At 46.5% G+C, this 17,767-nt stretch carries 10 protein-coding genes; 3 read left to right on the top strand and 7 right to left on the bottom strand.

Annotated elements, in window-relative coordinates:
* Positions 1-15: 15 nt before the first annotated feature.
* The 5 genes from accD to DBX26_RS10195 form a co-directional block, all read right to left on the bottom strand.
* Positions 16-942: an acetyl-CoA carboxylase, carboxyltransferase subunit beta gene (accD, locus tag DBX26_RS10175; protein ID WP_014232608.1), complete on the bottom strand. Its 927-nt coding sequence runs from the start codon at positions 940-942 to the stop codon at positions 16-18.
* 195 nt (positions 943-1,137) lie between these two features.
* Positions 1,138-1,932 carry a tRNA pseudouridine(38-40) synthase TruA gene (truA, locus tag DBX26_RS10180; RefSeq protein WP_065297187.1) on the bottom strand — a complete coding sequence of 265 codons (795 nt, stop codon included), beginning with the start codon at positions 1,930-1,932 and terminating at the stop codon, positions 1,138-1,140.
* Positions 1,933-2,056: 124 nt separating this feature from the next.
* Positions 2,057-6,010 carry a FimV/HubP family polar landmark protein gene (locus tag DBX26_RS10185; protein ID WP_118119030.1) on the bottom strand — a complete coding sequence of 1,318 codons (3,954 nt, stop codon included), beginning with the start codon at positions 6,008-6,010 and terminating at the stop codon, positions 2,057-2,059.
* Between the two features lie 201 nt (positions 6,011-6,211).
* A complete protein-coding gene (locus DBX26_RS10190; protein WP_014232611.1) occupies positions 6,212-7,225 on the bottom strand; it encodes an aspartate-semialdehyde dehydrogenase in 1,014 nt (337 codons plus the stop codon).
* Positions 7,222-8,355, bottom strand: a complete 1,134-nt coding sequence (locus tag DBX26_RS10195) for a 4-phosphoerythronate dehydrogenase (protein ID WP_014232612.1) — start codon at positions 8,353-8,355, stop codon at positions 7,222-7,224. Before DBX26_RS10195 ends, DBX26_RS10190 begins: the two co-directional genes overlap by 4 nt.
* 541 nt (positions 8,356-8,896) lie before the next feature.
* Here DBX26_RS10195 and DBX26_RS10200 point away from each other — a divergent pair.
* On the top strand, positions 8,897-10,816 hold the full coding sequence (locus tag DBX26_RS10200; RefSeq protein ID WP_065297190.1) for an ABC transporter substrate-binding protein: 1,920 nt from the start codon (positions 8,897-8,899) through the stop codon (positions 10,814-10,816).
* 399 nt (positions 10,817-11,215) lie between these two features.
* On the opposite strand, the gene DBX26_RS10205 is transcribed toward DBX26_RS10200, so the two are convergent.
* Positions 11,216-11,968, bottom strand: a complete 753-nt coding sequence (locus DBX26_RS10205; protein ID WP_118119031.1) for a DeoR/GlpR family DNA-binding transcription regulator — start codon at positions 11,966-11,968, stop codon at positions 11,216-11,218.
* Positions 11,969-12,299: 331 nt separating this feature from the next.
* Between DBX26_RS10205 and DBX26_RS10210 the strand changes: the two genes are divergently transcribed.
* Complete coding sequence (locus DBX26_RS10210; protein WP_118119033.1) at positions 12,300-14,123, top strand: alpha-L-fucosidase; 1,824 nt, start codon at positions 12,300-12,302, stop codon at positions 14,121-14,123.
* Between the two features lie 230 nt (positions 14,124-14,353).
* Here the strand turns inward: DBX26_RS10210 and fabB are convergent, their stop codons facing one another.
* Complete coding sequence (gene fabB, locus DBX26_RS10220) at positions 14,354-15,565, bottom strand: beta-ketoacyl-ACP synthase I (RefSeq protein ID WP_014232616.1); 1,212 nt, start codon at positions 15,563-15,565, stop codon at positions 14,354-14,356.
* Between the two features lie 129 nt (positions 15,566-15,694).
* Between fabB and mnmC the strand changes: the two genes are divergently transcribed.
* Positions 15,695-17,713: a bifunctional tRNA (5-methylaminomethyl-2-thiouridine)(34)-methyltransferase MnmD/FAD-dependent 5-carboxymethylaminomethyl-2-thiouridine(34) oxidoreductase MnmC gene (mnmC, locus tag DBX26_RS10225; protein WP_118119035.1), complete on the top strand. Its 2,019-nt coding sequence runs from the start codon at positions 15,695-15,697 to the stop codon at positions 17,711-17,713.
* The last annotated feature ends 54 nt before the right edge of the window (positions 17,714-17,767 follow it).

A 17,767-nucleotide genomic window follows, 5' to 3' on the forward strand; every position in this document is an offset into this window, starting at 1 on the left:
ATGTTAGCTGTTACTTTACCCTTTTTCGTCCACTTCTGGTACAGAATATGGCTCTTCATTTGGAGATTCGTTAACCGAAACCACCAAAGGAGACTTGTGGTTAGTCATCTTAGCAATAAGACCACCCACGCGTTGACGCATTTCACGACGATCAACGATCATATCGATAGCACCGTGGTCAAGCAGGAACTCACTGCGCTGGAAGCCTTCTGGAAGATCTTCACGTACCGTCTGCTCAATTACGCGACGACCCGCGAAACCAATCAACGCTTTAGGTTCGCCGATGTTGATGTCGCCTAACATTGCCAAACTTGCTGATACGCCACCCATGGTTGGGTCAGTCAGGATTGAGAAGAACGGCAGACCTTTTTCAGACAGACGTTCAAGTGCTGCACTGGTTTTTGCCATTTGCATTAGAGACATCAATGCCTCTTGCATACGTGCGCCACCACTTGCAGAGAAACAAACAAGTGCACAGTTGTTCTCGATTGCAGCTTCTACCGCTTTAACAAAGCGAGCACCAACGACAGAACCCATTGAGCCGCCCATGAAAGAGAACTCAAACGCACAAGCCACTAGAGGCATGCCAAGTAGTTCACCCTGCATAACAACTAATGCGTCTTTCTCACCGCTGCTCTTTTGCGCCGCTGAGATACGCTCTTTGTAACGCTTAGAGTCCTTAAACTTCAGTTTGTCTTGAGGCTCAAGATCAGAACCCAGTTCAACACGGTTACCTTCGTCCAGGAATGTTTCCAAACGACGACGCGCTTTCATACGCATGTGATGGTTACACTTAGGACATACTTCTAGGTTACGCTCTAGTTCAGCATGGTACAGAACCTGCTCACAAGAGGTACATTTCGTCCACACACCTTCTGGTATAGAAGCTTTACGTGAACTTACAAGATTGCTTTTTTCTAAAATCTTTTCAAGCCAACTCATGGAAGACCTTTTCTCTCAACTCTTCCGCTTCATTGCGAAAGATAGTAATTCGAAATAACACCGACGGATTAAACCATATCTTGCCGCTACTGTAGATAAAAAACTGGTTGTACCTATTTTTGTTATCATAAATAGCGCATAGTTTCCGTACACATTCAGTGTAAGCTACCGATATTTTGAAGCAAGTTTGTAAATTTAGTTCAAATTATCTGGTAAAAATAACGGGCCGATCGGTACGCGTGGTAAATCAAACTCTTGCGGATAATCTACATCGACCAAATATAGGCCTTCTGCTTTTGCTGTCGCTCCGGCAAGTTTGCGGTCTTTTGCCTCTAACAGCCACTTAATCCATTCAGGATTTTCTTCGCCACGTCCAACTTTTATCAGGCTGCCTGTAATATTGCGCACCATATGATGAACAAAGGCGTTCGCTTTAATATCAATGACAACATAATCACCATGACGAGTCACGTTCAGGTGCATCATGTTGCGACATGGACTCAGAGACTGACAGTGAGCTGCTCGAAATGATGAAAAGTCATTTTCTCCCAACAAATACTGACCTGCTTGATGCATTTTTTTCTCATCCAGATCACCATGATAGTGACTGACACCCGAACTTAAGATCCCCGGACGTAAAGCGTGATTGAAAATGATGTAGCGGTAACGGCGCGCTGTTGCTGAGAATCGAGCATGGAAATCTTCTGATACTTCCTTTGCCCAGCGAACAGCGATATCACCTGGCATGTTCGCATTTGCGCCCATCGTCCAAGCCACCATTTTTCGATCTACGTTGGTATCAAAGTGAACAACTTGTCCGGTGCCGTGCACACCAGCATCAGTACGACCTGCACATTGCACTTCTACAGGGTGGTTTGCAACGATAGACAATGCTTTTTCCAGCTCTTCCTGGACGCTTTTTACGTCTCTCTGGCGTTGCCAACCAAAGTAGTTTGTACCGTTATACTCGATACCTAATGCGATTCTCATCTTAACCTTCGAACTCTAAAATGGGGCGGGAAGTATATACCCAACTCACCTCTAGTTGCCAGTTTCAGCGAGAATGACTTTGCTTGCAGAGACAAAAAGGGCGGCTTACGCCACCCCTATTGATTTATCTACCATTAATGGAGTCGATGAGGTTTTTCGCTTCACGGCGAACGTCATCTTCACCGAATACAATGGCTTCTTCCAGCAGTTTGATCGCCCCTTTCGGATCGTTCATTTCCAGGTATATCTTAGCCAAATCCAGCTTACCTGCGCCTTCTGCATCGGAATCGACGTCCACATCAGCGATGTCACCAATGACATCCGGAAACTCATTTAACCCAACATCCAGCTTCAAGTCTTGTTCTTCAAACTCGCCACTCTCGTTATCAACCTGTGCCATCAATTCATCAATAGTCATGAATTGACTTTTCTTAGGATCAAAATCGTCCAGGGCCGTTTGCTGTTCCCAGTTTTCTTCAGCAATTTCTGGTTCGCTCAGAGACTCTTCTGAGTTCCAGATGTCTCGCTGATCTTCAGGTACATCCTCAGCTTCCGACGCGCTATTATCATTCGGTGTTTTAAAACCTTCCCAATCGTCACCGATATCAAACATGGTCTCGAAGTCCATGCCTGCGCTGTCTATCGTGTCGCGATCTAACTGGCCTTCAAAAGCTTCAGATTCGCCTTTTTCAGATAACAGACTTTCCATATCAGACTCAGCTAAACCAGCAATATTTGGTTCTTGAGTGGTTTGAGTCGGTTCTGGCTCTGCATCTAGGCCATTCTGCTGCTGAGCAAACAGTTCGAACAGTGCATCATGATCGTTGTCTGCTTTCAGCGTAATTTTAGGGCTGACGGGTGCTTCTGAATCTGGTGCCGTCCTATCAGACATAGACGCAAGCGCGTCATCTTCTGTGAATTCTGGCAGTTCTAGTTCATCAATTTCAAACTCGTCGTCCGCTTCTGAAACGGCTTCAGGTCGTTCACTTTCCGATTCGGCTAACTCTGGCTCATCCGCCATGGATGCCAAGGCGTCTTCTTCGCTGAACTCTGGTAGTTCTAACTCATCAAATTCAAACTCATCGTCCGCTTCTGAGACGGCTTCAGGTCGTTCATTTTCCGATTCGGCTAACTCTGGCTCATCCGCCATGGAGGCCAAGGCGTCTTCTTCGCTGAACTCTGGTAGTTCTAACTCATCAAATTCAAACTCATCGTCCGCTTCTGAGACGGCTTCAGGTCGTTCATTTTCCGATTCGGCTAACTCTGGCTCATCCGCCATGGAGGCCAAGGCGTCTTCTTCGCTGAATTCTGGTAGCTCTAACTCATCAAATTCAAACTCATCGTCCGCTTCTGAACTAGCTTCTGATAGTTCACTTTCCGATTCTGCGAGCTCCGGCTCATCCGCCATGGAGGCCAAGGCATCTTCTTCGCTGAACTCTGGTAGTTCTAACTCATCAAAAGCAAATTCGTCTTCGTCACTCTCTTCGGACGTTGTAGCAGTAGGCTCTAGTTCCTGTTTTGGTTCGGACTCTGGTTCAGATTCATCCAGTAACCAGTCCTCTTCGAGCGGCATGCCAAATTCATTTTCAACGGCATTCGGCGTTGGTGTAAATTCAGGCTCAGATTCCTTTTCTTCTGTTTTTAGAGATTCTTCTTGCTCATCAGACAACGAACCCAGCTCAGAAGGCTCCTCTTTGTTGTCTTGCTCTTCAGAACTTGCGTCATCGTGACTTGATTCAAAGAGCTCATCCAACTCACGCATCAAAGGATCGTATTCGAGTGAGATATCCTCAATATCTTCCAAGAATTCATCACTAACAGCCGTTTCACTCGCTTGCTTTTCAGGTTCTTGGTTCTCAGGCTGTTGCAACAGCTCAGGCTGATGCTCATTAAGAAGCGCATCAATATCTAAGTCCGACTCAAGCTCTAGATTATCCTTAGCAGAATGAACTGGCTCTATTTGACTCGCTTGGGCTTCTTCTAATGGGAAATCCTGCGTACTTTCTGATTTAGGAGCACTCTGCTCTCGCTGGTTAAGCTCGCTTTCTGGCGTATCATCCTCACGGATAAGATCATCAAACGGATCACTAGAGACCTCATCTTCTAACGAATGATTAATGTCATCATCAAGCAACTCATCAAGCAAATCGACACTGTCTGCATCCAGCTCTTCGAATTCCTCACTGCCAAAGCCTGACAATGATTCTAGTTCGTCAAGCGGATCAAATTCGTCGTCGGACTCATCGCCATCAAATTCGATAAGTTCATCCAATAAGTCCGTGCTGTTCTCATCGATATTGTCATTACTATCGGATAAGTCGAAAAGGCTGTCTTCCAACTCTGAAGCACTGATCTTATCGGTTTTCGTCACGCCCTCTTGTTCATTGGAATCAAGCGAAGGCTCCACTCCACTAGCAGGCGTTTGCACTTCAGACTGCTCATACTGAGCCAGAAGATTGTCAATTTCATCATCTGATGCTTCGCCGGCAGTAAACGAATGCTCTGAAACGGTTGATGAATCTTCATCCAAGTCACCAGTAGTATCATCAAGTTCAGCTAACAATTCGTCCAACGTCGCTTGGTCTATTTGCGCACTAACTTCTTCGTCTTCCGGTGTGTCGTCGGCTAATAGTTCTGCGAAGAGATCTTCTTTTTCAAACTCTTCACCCTCACCTTCCGACAGGTCAAAGTCTGGTTCATCAAGGACTTCGAGTTCCGGCGAGGCCTCGTCTAACGCTCGTTCCATTTCTTCAAGGCCAAGCGCTTTCTCTTCACCATTGACTTTGATTCCGTTCGTTGAGGATTCAAACTCGTCAAAGCCGACATCAAGGTCACCATCGTCACCGATACCAGCGAAAGGATCTTCGCCATCATCACCTTCTAGATTGAAATCAAGCTCTTCATCCTCAAGACCAGCAAAAACATCATCCTCTAACTCAGGAGTGCTCGCCTGCTCAGATAAAATCTCGTTCTCTTCATCGGCGAAGAGATCGTCATCCAGATTCAATTCTTCTTCGAGCTCATCCGCTGCAGCCAAACCAATTGGGGCCGCTAGTGGATCAACCGCTGGAGATTGCTGCTGCGAAGCTGGAGCTGGCTCTTCTTCTTTGCTGCGACGACCGAGTAGCATGACGACTAAGAACGCAAGTAACGCGCCTGGAATAAGCGCCGCCAGTCCCACAAGCCAGCCATTAGATAAGAATTTGTCTAATGCGGTTGGCTGCATGCGCTGCTGCTCATCAGCACGCTGGCGCTCTTCTGCCAACAGTTTTTCAACTTCTGAGCGGATACGCTCTTCATCGTTAAGTTCATTTTTCAGTGTCTGAACTTCACTCTGCACTTCTGACAGCATCAGGCGTAAACGATGATTTTTTTCTTCCAGAGAACTGAGCTCGCTCTGTGAACCTTGCAGTTTCGCTTTTAGCTCAGTGACTTGCTGCTCACCTTTTGCAGACGTATTGACTGGCGGAACGGCAGCAATAGGTTCATCGGCCTTAACCGGTTCAGCGTTAACAGGCGTAACCGACTCTGGTTGAGGAGACACTGGTTGAGGGGAAACGGGTTCTTGCTTGACTTGCGGTGCTGTTGGCTGTGGCTCTGTGCGCTTAACCACTTTTGGTTTAGTGACAGGCTTAGTCTGTTTGAGTTTCGCCTCATGCGCCTTCATGATTGCGACGGCTTGCTCTGTGCTCGCACTTTGCACTTGCTCCAAGGAAGGAAGACGCAGTCTGCTTCCCGGGATCAGTTCGTGGATATTTTGATTTTCGAACGCTTGAGGGTTGATTCGATAGATAGCAAGCAACGTTTGTTGAACTGTGACGCTGCGAGATGGCCGCACTTGAGACGCGATCGACCATAGCGTCTGATTTTCACCCGTAGGCCCGATAAAACGAGAAGGCTGAGAATTTGCAGGAGGAGCGGGTAATGCTCGTTCAATCTCTTCAGCATAGCTAGGAGACGATTGCACTTCACCTGAAGGTCCAACAAGACGAATTCCTTCGGCTTGAACCACTGACGATGTCTGAGTCGCGCTTATTAACACTAAGGTTGTTAACAAACGCTTATAAATTTGGCGCATAGAAGGCTCAGTTTTGTGCTTGATACAATTTGAAATGGTGATCAGTTAAATATATCGGATATATCAAGCAAAACTATAGCTTTAGGTGTAAAAAATGTGTGACATTAACCATATTCGTACTAATCTCACACAATTACGCGTGGATAGAACAAAAAAAAGCCCCGCATGATGCGAGGCCTTGGTTTCAATAACTCTAAGAGCTTAGTAGTAATCGCGAATAAGCACTTCTGCAATTTGTACGGCGTTCGTTGCCGCGCCTTTGCGTACGTTGTCTGCAACTACCCACAAGTTAATGCCACTGTGATGGCTGATATCGTTACGGATTCGACCAACCATAACGTGGTCCTTGCCGCCCGCATCACGAACTTGAGTTGGGAAGTCTTCGCCGTGGAACACTTCAACACCCTCAGTTTGCTCAAGGAGGTTAATCACTTCTTGCGCATCGATTGGCGAACGAGTTTCAACGTGAACGGCTTCTGCGTGACCGTAAAACACAGGAACACGCACACAAGTTGGGTTTACCGTGATACTTGGGTCATTGAAGATTTTTTGCGTTTCCCACACCATTTTCATTTCTTCTTTGGTGTAGCCGTTTTCCATCATCTGATCGATTTGTGGAATACAGTTAAACGCGATCTGCTGTGAAAACTGTTTTGTTTCCGCTGGCAGACCATTAAGCAACTTGGCTGTTTGACCTGCTAATTCATCAATACCCGCTTTACCTGCGCCAGAAACAGATTGGTAAGTTGAAACGTTGATGCGCTCAATACCTACTGCGTCATGGATTGGTTTTAGTGCTACCAACATTTGGATGGTAGAGCAGTTAGGGTTTGCGATGATGTTACGGTTACGGAACTCTGCAATGGCTTCCGGGTTTACTTCTGGAACCACTAATGGAATGTCGTACTCGTAACGGAAGTGTGACGTGTTATCGATAACAATCACACCTTCATCAGCGGCAATTGGCGCCCACTTTGCTGACAGATCGCCACCAGCAGAGAATAAACCGATGTGTGCTTGTGACCAGTCAAACTCTTCTACGTTTTGTACGCGTATGGTTTTACCATTAAAGCGGTAAGTCTTGCCTTCACTGCGCTCACTCGCCAAAAGGTACAGTTCACCTACTGGGAATTTGCGTTCTTGAAGCACTTCTAAAATTGTTTCACCGACCGCACCGGTCGCGCCTAAAATGGCAACATTATATTGTTGGCTCATTGACTTACCTCAATCTGAAAACCTAGTTCTGCTAATGGTGCAAGATTGCAAGATTCATTACCCATTAGAGTGACAGCGCTGTATTCACGGCGATCCCAGTAATTTTTACGCATCAGGTCAAAAGCACCTGGCTTACCGATTTCGCGACGGAAAAGAGCGTCATCTTTACGCACATCATAGATTAACTGCGTGATGTTATGCAGTGTTGCTTCATCCCATGCTCTGTCCAACATCATGGTTGGCACTGGCGCGGTTGGCAATAAATCGCTGGCATGCGCACGTAATTCGTTATTTAAGAACTCACAGTAGCTATTGAAAATCATTGTTGTACCGCGAGCTTTCCCTTCCAGACCATAGCCTGCAACGTGAGGGGTGGCGAATGCTAGCAGAGGCAGAAGCTCCATATCAACCTCTGGCTCAAATTCAAATACATCCAGAGCCGCAGTGAAGCCATCATTTTTCTGTAATCGACGCTTTAATGCGCTGTTGTCAACAATTGGACCTCGCGCGGCATTGATAAGAATTTGATCTGCACGTAGACCGTTTAATACCGCTTCATCAAACATATGATGGGTTGGGTACTTGCCTGCTTTGGTAATTGGCGTATGCACGGTGATGATGTCTGATGTTTCAATCAGCTCTTCAAGCGGCGTAAAGCTACGCGGGTCACCCTCTTCCTGCTTGAACGGGTCGTTAAGCATCACTTTGATGCCCATGCCTTTTAAGCATTTTTCCAAGTAGCTGCCAACCTGCCCAGCGCCGATAATCCCGACGGTTTTATCAAAGACAGAGAAGCCTTGTTGCTGCGCCAATACCATCATTACGCTGAACGCATATTCTGCAACACCAACTTTGTTACAGCCCGGCGCTGCCGTAAAGAAAATACCTTTTTCTTTTAGAAGTGATTGATCAACATGATCCATACCTGCAGTCGCGGTACCAACAAATTTAAGTTTGTTTGCTTTACTGATCAGCTCCGCATTGACCTTGGTAACAGAGCGAATCATAAGTGCATCAACATCAATCAGATCATCAGCCGTTAGTGAACGGCCCGGTTTTAGAATCACTTCACCGATTTGGCTGAATAGTTCTTCAGCGTACGGCATATTTTCATCAACAATAATTTTCATAGCGCCAGCGTTTTAAGGTCCATTTTTAAAAATTGCAGTGATTGTGCCTTTTTCCCGAGAAATCTCAAGAAATATACCCAAATGACTTCCAGCCCCTGTCGAAGGAGAGTGTGAGTTTGTCGCAGCTCATCAATGGATAGTTACGCGGTAAAACATTTTTGCATAGAAACGTTTCAGTCTCGCAAATACCTCTAACTAGGTTGAGCATTATCATCAACATTTATAGGAATCAGGTTGAGTATTTGTGTATCGCTATTGACCATCCGTGGTCTTACTTACCATTGCCCGAACAAACTTAACTCCCCGATAAACGGGCAAAAATAAATAATGATGGGCAATAGCAGATGGGCCTATCTGACTTTTTTTGAGAGAGTACTCGCAGAACATCTGTCGTTCCACCACATATTAATCAGACTCGAATAAATTAGTTGAAACATCGTTTCGGAATGTTTGTTTAAGCATCGTTGCTAACCCGTTCCTTGGCGAACACGGATAACCCGTGACTGTTCTTTCGACGTGAAATAAATAATAAAGGTGCCCTGTGAAAAATACTGCCTTACCCCTTTTTGTTACCCAAGTTGCAGCAAGTGTTGCGCTCGCAATCTCCTTTTCCAGTCAAGCGGCCACATATAATGAAGCGCCACAATTAGCTGAATTAGTTAATAACGGAACGCTGCCCGCAGTAGAAAAACGCCTACCGGAAAACCCGTTGGTGGTTGAACCGATTGAATCTATTGGCCAATACGGTGGAGAGTTACGACTGCTGGGTCTGAAGAAAGACAATGGCCATCGTATGCGTATGCTTAAATACGACAACCTGTTCAACTTCAACCGCACTTACACCGGCATTGAGCCAAACTTAGCCACTGGCTACACGGTCAACAAAGATTTGACCGAATACACCATTACCCTGCGCAAAGGTATGAAGTGGTCTGACGGTCACCCATTTACCGCTGAAGACATCGCATTTTATATCGATCTGATGAACCGTGACGACTGGTCTGGTAACCGTCCGTTTTTTGCCCGTAATGTAGGCGACGCCAAAGCAGAAGTGATCAACACCAACACGATTAAGTTCACTCTGTCTAAACCAGACGGTATGTTCATCCGTAAGCTGGCCAACACCGACGGCTCCAACATCGTTCAGTTCCCTAAACATTATTGCCAACAGTTCCTGCCTGAATTCAACAATAACGCCGAAGCAAACGCCAAGGCAGCAGGATTTGATAGCTGGCAGCAGTACTTCCAGACCAAGTGCCGCGCTCACTACTTCTTTGAGCACTACACCAACCCTGAGCGCCCAACCGTTAACGCCTGGAAAGTGAAAGTTCCGCCAGGTCCAAAAACACAGTATGCCGTATGGGAGCGAAATCCTTACTACTGGATGGTAGATACAGCGGGCAACCAACTGCCTTATTTGGATAGTATTTATTTCTCCTATTCTGAGAATAAAGAAGAAATGGTGTTGCGCGCTGCTGCAGGTGAGACTGATTTCCAAACCCGCCATATCGGCCTGAGCACCTATCGCCCTATGTTGATGGATAATCAAGAAAAAGGTGGCTACAAATACGACTTCCGCCCTAGCACTAGGATGAACGCTTTAGTCTTACCGTTTAACCAAACGCATAGAGATCCGGTTAAACAAGAGCTATTTAGCAATAAAGATTTCCGTATTGCTCTGTCTCATGCCATCGATCGTGATGGGATCAGTGAAACCATTTACTCCGGTGTAGTAAAGGCTTATCAGGCGGCACCAGCCGAAGGCTCTGCTTTCTATGATGAAGAGTTCGCCACGCAATTTACCAAGTATGACCCAGATAAAGCCAATAAGATGCTGGACGCTATCGGTTTGAACAAACGTGACGAACAAGGCTATCGTTTGGATAAAACTGGTGAACGTCTGCGTATTGAAGCCTTGATGGATCAATCTCACGTAGGCGAGCGCACCGACATCCTTGAGTTAGTTAAAAATGACTGGCGAGAAGTGGGTATATTTTTAGATATTCGCATTGTTGAAGGTTCATTTATGCAGACACAGCGCCTCGACAACAACTTCGATTTACTGCCGCCTCCAGGCGATGGTGGTATCGGTGTATTGGACTCGTTCGCGAACTATGCAGTGCAGAACCCTGCCTCTACCTGGGGCATTGGTTACTACTACTGGATGTCTGATAAAAACCATGCCACAGCAGTTGAGCCGCCGGCGCATGTGAAAAAGCAAATCGAACTGTATCGCAAAATGGGAGAAACTGCATCTCAGGAAGAGCAAAACAAACTGATGAAAGAAATCCTCCAGATCTCCAAAGAAAACTTCTACACCATCGGTACAGTGTCTTCTTTGGATGAAGGTGTTGTAATCAAAAATGGCGTACACAATACCGATACGCAAGTACCGGATTCTTATTCCATTGCTTCTCCAGGTCCAATGCGTACTTCGCAGCTGTGGAAAGAGTCACAATAATATAACTTAAGAGTGAAAAAGCCGGCCATGCCGGCTTTTTTATGCGCAAAACAAATGTATGCCCCAAAGCGTATCGTAAAGTCGACGCTATGCCCGTTTCTCACTAACCGAACCGATTGTCCGTCTTCAGAATTACTTTGGCGCACAGGCAAGCACACCCAACATTAATTCTCTGACGCAAACTATCTGTATTAAATTGGAGGGAGGATAAAAGAAGAGATCGACACGATACGACGTGAATTGAAGTTAACCGCGTAGGTTCTCATCAGCGGCGATCAGGCCTTAATGCAGCAGCAGGATAGCCTTGTGCTTGGCGATGCCTCAGCACTCAGATAGCTTGACAACCCGAACGTTGCGTAAGTGATGTAAGGAATATCGTTACCGCAGTTGTCAGCGAGCTTATCCATCAATAACCAGAACCTGGCTTTTCTTAAGGCACTGCCTTAACTTACTGTTTACTCGGCTGTCACTGATAAAGATATCTATCTCTGTGGCGTCACAAATCTTGATCAGCCCCTTTTTGCCTATTTTGCTCGTATCGGCAAGCAGTACCACCTGAGCCGCACAGCTCAGCATGCGGCGCTTGATCGAGGCATTCAGTTCGTTCGACTCCCAAACGGCTCCGTTTTCATCGACCCCACTGCAGGACAGTAAAACCACATCCAGATTCAGACGGGACAACGCCTGTTCGGCAATAGGGCCGTGAAAGGCAGAGTATTTGACGGAAAAACTGCCCCCAGTGACAATGACTGACACCTGTTCTTTTGATGCTATACATTGCATTATGCCAGTGGAATTGGTTACCAAAGTGCAAGCCATATCCGGCATCTGTCGGGCAACGTGCAGACAGGTAGAGCTGGCATCCATTCCAATGACGCTTCGCTCGATAAGGTAGTGCTGTGCATGTTTTGCCATTACATGCTTAGCTTGTGCGTTTAACTTTTGTCGTGAGGAGAATGTCTGGCCTATGTCACGAGTCTGCAGGCTGACTGCACCACCATGAGTACGACATAACAGGCTGTGTTTTGCTAATGTATTCAGATCGCGGCGTATGGTCTCAACAGAGACGCCATAATCGACAGCTAACTCCTCAACCTTAACCTCACCTTGCTTTCGGACTTGATCAACAATGTGATTTTGTCTGTTGTTCATTCTCTAAACATCACTTAATGAAACGTCACTTTAATTAAATGGATGTTAAGTTGAAAATTGTAGGCACTGCACCCGTTCAAACTGTTTGTGCGATTAATATCACGCAAGTCCGGGCAAAGTGGGCGTTTTGGTTGAAGGATCACCATGAGTTGATGACTGATTTAAAATGGTAACGGTTGAAACGGGCATTAACGTTCATTAGGTAAGACCGTATTTACATCAACAAACCAAAGATAGCGTGAGAAAGCTCGCATCTAACTGCACCTGACTCTATTGAATCAAACAAAATAATTATTATGAAAAGGCATTTCATAAATTAGACAGGTGTATCATGACCAAGCCCACAGCAGGTGAGCTGACAGGAACAAGCAGCCAGGCTACAAGCCAGTTGGACAATCGCAATGCCTTTACTGGCGTCAGTAAGCAAGGGCTGAACCGCTGGAAAAAAAATACCTTTGGCATGTTTATCCACTGGGGGCTTTATTGCCACCGGGATCTGGCCGGGTATTATCAGGGACAATACTACGACATCATTAGCGAATGGCTGCCCCACTTTGCCCGTATTCCTATGCGGGACTACAAAGAATACGCTTCTGACTTTAACCCTAGCGAATTTGATGCTGACCAGGTAACGGCGTTGGCCAAAACAGCCGGGATGAATTACATGGTGGTCACAGCTAAGCATCACGACGGGTTTGCCATGTATCACAGCCCATCACATCCTTTCAACATCACAGACGCCACACCGTTTCAACGCGATCCAGTCGCGGAACTCAGTCAAAGCTGTCGTCATAAGGACTTGGATTTTGGACTCTATTATTCGCATGTGATCGACTGGGAGGACGAAAACGCGGTGTCAAAAGCCCCCAATGACTGGGACTTCAACCCAGACCAAGCCAATTATCAGGAATACTGGAATAACAAGTGCGTGCCTCAGGTTAATGAATTGCTTGAGCAGTACGGAGATCTATGTTCGCTGTGGTTTGATATGGGGGGCTTTGATGAACAAGAAGAAGCTGACCACGTACGTCGGATCGGCGAACTGATGGCATTAATCCGGAAAAAACAGCCTGATGCGGTGGTTAATAGCCGAGTTACGGCACCGGAATGTGAGTACCAGTTGGATTGGGATATTAAAACCGGCCATGATAACTACATGGAGCCACTTTATATCAAGCCATATTACTGGGAAGGCATTGCTACCAGTAATGACAACTGGGGTTATAGCCGCAACGACAACAATACCAAATCCAGTAAGGATCTGATAAACCAGCTGTGTTCTGTAGTCAGCCGGGGCGGAAACTTTCTGCTCAATATAACTCTGGATCATAACGGGCGTATTCCACAGTCCCTTGTGCGATTACTGAGCGAGATAGGCCAATGGATGCAGGTAAATCAGGAAGCGGTGATCGATACAGAAGCTACCCCGCTGCAGACCGGCTTCAATTGGGGCGTGGTAACACATAGACCAGCCACCAATAAGCTGTATCTGCATGTGCAGCGTCAGCCAGAGCAAAACGTTATCTGCTTACATAGTCTCAACAATCGAATCAAACAGGTGCGATTGCTTGATAATCAAATCAACGGCCATGTTTCCTATTTGCAGAAAACACATACGGATACGGGCATCACGGCCAGCACCCTCAACCTGCAACTCGGGCACAATTATGATCGGATGCCTCTGGTGATCGAGCTGGAATATGACGGTGAGCTGGACATCAATCCTATCGTCCATCAGGACCGACTGGCCAAAGTGCGCCTGGACACGCTCAATATCGCTCACTTTGATCCTGAAAAACTCACTTACCGCTGGACCTTCCAAGTTGAGCGCCCGGGCCGGTTCGCCTTAGATCTGGTTTCTTTGGAAACCATGCATCATAAAGACCCTCAATGGGTACACAACGGTAAAACCGGTCGCATAAGTTGTGCAGATCAGTCTTGGGAGTTTGAGCTAAACCTCGACAAAACAGACGCCAACGATGCCCAGGTACCGTGGAAGAACGTTCACAGTCGCTTGGGCGAGCTGCATTTTCCCCAAGCCGGTGAATATACACTGGAGATAAGCGAGTTGCCGCTGGCTATCGATCAGTCTGAAAAATATGGTCAGGATTACATTAATCTTGAATATCTGCAGTTGGGCCCCCGCTTGGCGTGAGCCTGAAATTTGCTGATAACTCGGTGAGGTGTGACTCTTATTACACAAAATAAAAAGCCCGGCATTAAGCCGGGCAAAGTTCCAGAACAAAAGGATCTTATCCCGCTCTCCTTGGGATAAAGTCTGCGTCTGTTCGACCAGTTAAACTGATCAAGCTCTGGAAACTGGTTTGTTGGGACACTTCTTCGTCTGACGAAAGGCCCCAACAATTTCGATTAGCGGTGTACTGACTAACCTTGGTATTTCTTGATAACTAGCGTTGCGTTAGTACCGCCAAAGCCAAAGCTGTTTGACATTACCGTATCGATCTCAGCATCACGAGCTTCAGTTACGATATCCAGACCTTTCGCTGCTTCATCCAAGTTTTCAATGTTGATGCTTGGAGCAATGAAGTTGTTGTCTAGCATTAGCGTCGAGTAGATTGCTTCGTGAACACCAGCCGCACCTAGTGCGTGACCAGTCATCGCTTTTGTCGCAGAGATTGCAGGGCTGTTTTCACCAAATAGCTCTTGAATCGCGCCTAGCTCTTTCACATCACCTACAGGCGTAGAAGTACCGTGTGTGTTGATGTAATCGATGTGGTCAACGCCTTGCATTGCCATCTTCATACAACGAACAGCACCTTCACCTGATGGCGCTACCATGTCGTAGCCATCAGAAGTCGCACCGTAACCTACGATCTCACCATAGATTTTCGCGCCACGTGCTAGTGCATGCTCTAATTCTTCGATAACCAGCATACCGCCACCACCAGAGATAACGAAACCGTCACGGTCAGCATCGTACGTACGAGATGCTTTTTCTGGAGTGTCGTTGTACTTGGTAGAAAGTGCGCCCATCGCATCAAACATCATAGTTTGAGACCAATCTAGCTCTTCACCACCACCCGCAAATACGATGTCCTGTTTACCAAGCTGGATTAGCTCCATAGCGTGGCCGATACAGTGTGCAGACGTTGCACAAGCTGAACTCATTGTGTAGTTCACACCGCGAATTTTAAACGGTGTAGCAAGACACGCAGAAACAGTAGATGACATGGTACGTGGAACCATGTATGGACCAATACGCTTCACGCCTTTCTCACGCATCGTATCTGTCGCTAGTGTTTGGTTTAACGCAGAAGCACCACCAGAACCAGCAACAATACCAGTACGATCGTTTGAAACTTGATCGTCAGATAGGCCAGCGTCTTCAATTGCCTGCTGCATTGATAGGTATGCATAAGCAGCCGCATCACCCATAAAGCGCATCTGTTTACGGTCGATGTGTTCTGCTGGGTTAATTTTCAGATCACCCCATACTTGCGAACGAAGACCGTGTTCTTTGAACTGCTCAGATGCAGTGATGCCAGATTTGCCCGCTTTAAGAGACGCTAGAACTTCTTCGACGTTGTTACCGATACTTGAAACAATACCCATACCGGTGATTACGACTCGTTTCATTATGACATTCCTATAATTCAAAAATCCGCTAGATAATAACTAAGATAGTCAACAAAAGTGGTCAGCTTTCCTATAAATTCGTACAATCGTCCTATTGTTACCGTGCCAAATCACATAATTACGACCAATATGACTTCAATAAAAAACGCAGAACTGGGTTGGAACGAATCTGGTACGCCAGTTTCTGACCAATTTGATGATGTTTACTTCTCTAACGTAAACGGTCTTGAAGAGACACGCTACGTTTTCCTCAAAAAAAATCATCTCCCAGAAAGATGGCAGGAGTTTGACCAAAGACGCTTTGTCATTGGTGAAACCGGATTTGGCACTGGATTAAACTTCCTAGCGGTATGGCAGTGGTTTAACGAATTTCGTCGTGAAAACCCTGATGCAGCGTTAAAAGAGCTGCATTTTGTCAGTTTCGAAAAGTACCCTCTGAGTCAAACGGATCTAATAAAAGCCCATCAAGCGTGGCCAGAACTAGCAGAGTATGCCGCGAAACTTCAAAAGCACTACCCAGCAGCAGTACCAGAGTGCCATCGAATCGTATTAGAAGATGGCGCAATCACCCTCGACCTGTGGTTTGGTGATATCAAAGACTGCATGCCACAAGTACCTTATGGTGAATCAGGCTTGATCGACGCTTGGTTCCTGGATGGTTTTGCACCTAGTAAAAACCCAGAGATGTGGAATCAGAATCTGTTCAACGGTATGGCAAAACTGGCCAAGCAAGATTGTACTGTCGCGACATTTACTGCTGCAGGCTTTGTGCGTCGTGGCTTGATTGAAGCAGGCTTTACCATGACAAAAGTAAAAGGCTTTGGTACCAAACGTGAAATGATCGCTGGCACAATGGAACAGCGTCAAACCCACACCAATCACTTACCCTGGTTTAACCGAACAGCGGCAAGCCATTCTGACTCAATAGCCATCATTGGTGGTGGCATAGCAAGCGCAACCCTGGCAAAAACATTAAGCCGTCGTGGTCAAAACGTCACACTGTATTGTAAAGATGTTCGACCAGCAGAAGGGGCATCGGGTAACCGACAAGGCGCCGTTTATCCACTACTTAATGGCCCTCACACTGGTGTGTCGCGTGTGTTTGCTCCTGCCTTTTTATTCGCTCGTCAGTTTATTGAGCAAACGGCGGAAGAAATCAGTTTTGACCATGAATGGTGTGGCGTCACCCAATTGATGTGGGATGAAAAGTCCACAGCTAAGTTAGAAAGGATATTAGAAGGCAACTTCACGCCCGAGCTCATTCAGAAACTTTCAGCAGAAGAAACGGCTGAAGCTATTGGCTTGCCTATCGATATGCCTTCAGTGCACTACCCTTTGGGTGGTTGGCTTTGTCCTGCGGAGTTAACTCGTGGGCTGATCGCTCAGCTTGAAAAAAATGACAATTTCGAAGCCAAGTTTGAACACAAAATCGACGCGCTCACTTGGAATGAAGAAAGTCAAAGCTGGGCACTAACATCGAATGGCCAAACCTTTGAGCATTCTACTGTCGTGATTGCCAATGGCCATGAGTTCCAAACGCTGAGCCAAACAGCCGATCTGCCTATGGGCCAAGTGAAAGGTCAGGTCAGCCACGCACCAGCGACAGAAACGCTGTCTAAGCTGAAATCGGTGCTTTGCTACGATGGCTACATGACGCCTGTTAACCCAAAGAATAATCAGCTCTGCATTGGCGCAAGTTACGATCGCAGCCACTTGGATTACGAGTTTGATGCCGAAGCGCAACGCGACAATGCTGACAAGCTTGTCAAGTGTGTGCCAAATCAGACATGGACCAACGAGGTCGACATAACAGGAAACTTATCACGCCAAGGAATTCGCTGTGTGAGTCGCGACCACTTGCCATTTATTGGTAATGTAAGTGATTTTGAGTCAGTTAAAACACAATACGCAAACTTGCAAAACCAGAAGGAAGAGGAAGTTGAAGCAATTCATCAGTTCCCTAACCTATTCTGCTTTTTAGGTCTGGGTTCTCGTGGATTGAGCTCTGCACCACTGATGGCTGAACTGCTGGCTTCACAAATTTGTGGCGACCCTCTGCCACTGCCTGTAGAAGTGTTAGCTGAATTGCATCCAAGTCGGATGTGGGTTCGTAAGCTGCGCAAAGGTAAGGCGATTACTGAACTTTAGTTAAGTTTTGGCAGAAACAAAAAGCGTGGTCAGGGAGCTTGTAACAACGATGCG

The organism is Vibrio sp. dhg, assembly GCF_003443775.1.
GTDB lineage: Bacteria > Pseudomonadota > Gammaproteobacteria > Enterobacterales > Vibrionaceae > Vibrio > Vibrio natriegens.

What these genes read in the sequence shown, in the direction of transcription:
- accD (WP_014232608.1), bottom strand. Translation starts at nt 942, where the DNA reads ATGAGTTGGCTTGAAAAGATTTTAGAAAAAAGCAATCTTGTAAGTTCA.
- truA (WP_065297187.1), bottom strand. Translation starts at nt 1,932, where the DNA reads ATGAGAATCGCATTAGGTATCGAGTATAACGGTACAAACTACTTTGGT.
- DBX26_RS10185 (WP_118119030.1), bottom strand. Translation starts at nt 6,010, where the DNA reads ATGCGCCAAATTTATAAGCGTTTGTTAACAACCTTAGTGTTAATAAGC.
- DBX26_RS10190 (WP_014232611.1), bottom strand. Translation starts at nt 7,225, where the DNA reads ATGAGCCAACAATATAATGTTGCCATTTTAGGCGCGACCGGTGCGGTC.
- DBX26_RS10195 (WP_014232612.1), bottom strand. Translation starts at nt 8,355, where the DNA reads ATGAAAATTATTGTTGATGAAAATATGCCGTACGCTGAAGAACTATTC.
- DBX26_RS10205 (WP_118119031.1), bottom strand. Translation starts at nt 11,968, where the DNA reads ATGAACAACAGACAAAATCACATTGTTGATCAAGTCCGAAAGCAAGGT.
- DBX26_RS10210 (WP_118119033.1), top strand. Translation starts at nt 12,300, where the DNA reads ATGACCAAGCCCACAGCAGGTGAGCTGACAGGAACAAGCAGCCAGGCT.
- fabB (WP_014232616.1), bottom strand. Translation starts at nt 15,565, where the DNA reads ATGAAACGAGTCGTAATCACCGGTATGGGTATTGTTTCAAGTATCGGT.
- mnmC (WP_118119035.1), top strand. Translation starts at nt 15,695, where the DNA reads ATGACTTCAATAAAAAACGCAGAACTGGGTTGGAACGAATCTGGTACG.